Origin of the sequence: Mesorhizobium helmanticense, from assembly GCF_003034915.1 — a bacterium.
In the GTDB taxonomy this organism is placed as follows: Bacteria; Pseudomonadota; Alphaproteobacteria; order Rhizobiales; family Rhizobiaceae; genus Mesorhizobium; species Mesorhizobium helmanticense.
Genome location: NZ_PZJX01000044.1, coordinates 1 through 1,552 on the forward strand (window position 1 = coordinate 1; position 1,552 = coordinate 1,552).

1 protein-coding gene is annotated in these 1,552 nt (G+C 63.3%); it reads left to right on the top strand.

Going from position 1 to position 1,552, the window contains the following annotated elements; all coding sequences use genetic code 11:
• Nucleotides 1-182 precede the first annotated feature (182 nt).
• Nucleotides 183-1,529, top strand: coding sequence for an IS5 family transposase (locus tag C9427_RS24010; protein ID WP_107651567.1), 1,347 nt, complete (start codon nt 183-185; stop codon nt 1,527-1,529).
• Nucleotides 1,530-1,552: the final 23 nt, after the last annotated feature.

Here is a 1,552-nt window from a genome sequence, read left to right on the forward strand (position 1 = left end):
CGTCGGCCGTGAACTATCCGCAAGCTGTTGATCTGGCACGTTGATTAGGGCGGACGGCAGGTTTGGAATTGCAAGATTAGCGGTATTTGGGCGCTGTTTTCCTGCAAATCGGTTTTGCGATTCCCTTGTGCTGCGGAGCGTGATTCACTCGGTTCGGCGGCGGCGAATCGAGGGGACGGCGAATGTCCAGGCCACGCGAGAGGCGCGAGACGGGAGAGCAGGACCTATTTCGCTCCAGGCTCGATCAGATCATCAACATGAAGCACGAACTGGTGCGGCTGGCGCAGGCGATCGACTGGCCGGTGCTGGAGGAGCGTTTCGGCGCCGTCTATTCGGACGGCCCCGGCATGCCGCCGCTGCCGACCCGGCTGATGGCGGGGCTGGCGATCCTCAAGCACACCTTCAACCTGTCGGATGAGGTGTTGTGCGAGCGCTGGGTGGAGAACCCTTACTTCCAGTATCTCACCGGCGAGACGTTCTTCTGCCATACGCTGCCGTTCGACCGCTCCTCGATGACGCGTTGGCGCAGCCGTATGGGCGAAGACCGGAGCGTCGTGCTCTTGCAGGAGAGCCTCAGCCTTGCGGTCAAGACCGGGGCGATGAAGCCGGCCGACACGCGCCAGGTGATCGTCGACACCACCGTGCAGCCGAAGAACGTCATGTTCCCGACCGACGCCAAGCTCATCCACCGGGCGCGCGAACGGCTGGTGCGGCTGGCCAAGAGGACGGGTCTCCATTTGCGCCAGAGCTATGTGCGGGTCTCCAAGCTGGCGCTGATCAGCCACCAGCGCTATGCCCACGCCAAGCAGTTCAAGCGGGCCAACAAGGCGTTGCGCAGGCTCAAGACCTATCTCGGCCGGACCATTCGCGACATCTCCCGCCAGATCGCCGGTGATGCGAGGCTGGACGCGCTCTTCAAATGGCCGCTCTACCAGGCCGCCACCGTTCTCGAGCAACGCCAGCGCCAGCGCGGTCGCAAGATCTACAGCCTGCACGCGCACGAGGTGGAATGCATCGGCAAGGGCAAGGCGCATATGCCCTACGAGTTCGGGGTGAAGGTGTCGGTCGCCACCACGCTGAAGCGCTCCAAGGGTGGCCAGTTCGCCCTGCATGCAAAAGCATTGCCCGGCAATCCTTATGACGGCCACACGCTGGCAAGCGTCATCCCCGACATGGAAAAGACCATCGGCAACGAGATCGGCCGCATCCTCGCCGATGCCGGCTATCGCGGCCACAACGCACCGCAGAGCCACAAGTTCAGGGTCTTCACCGCCGGCCAGAAGCGCCGCGTCACCCCAGCCATCAAGCGCCAGATGCGCCGCCGCTCCGCCATCGAGCCCGTCATCGGCCACATCAAGGCCGAGCATCGGATGGGCCGCAACTACCTCGCCGGCCAGCAGGGCGATGTCCTCAACGCCATCCTGGCGGCCGCCGGCTACAACTTCTCCCTCCTGCTCAACTGGTTCAGGCAGCTTTTGTGGCTTCTCGTCGCAGCCCTCCAAAGTCAGCCAAACAAGATCGAAGCCTGACCAACCTCATTGTTCACGGTCGA

Excerpts from the sequence above, each read along its gene's own strand:
- C9427_RS24010 (WP_107651567.1), top strand. The coding sequence starts at position 183 with ATGTCCAGGCCACGCGAGAGGCGCGAGACGGGAGAGCAGGACCTATTT.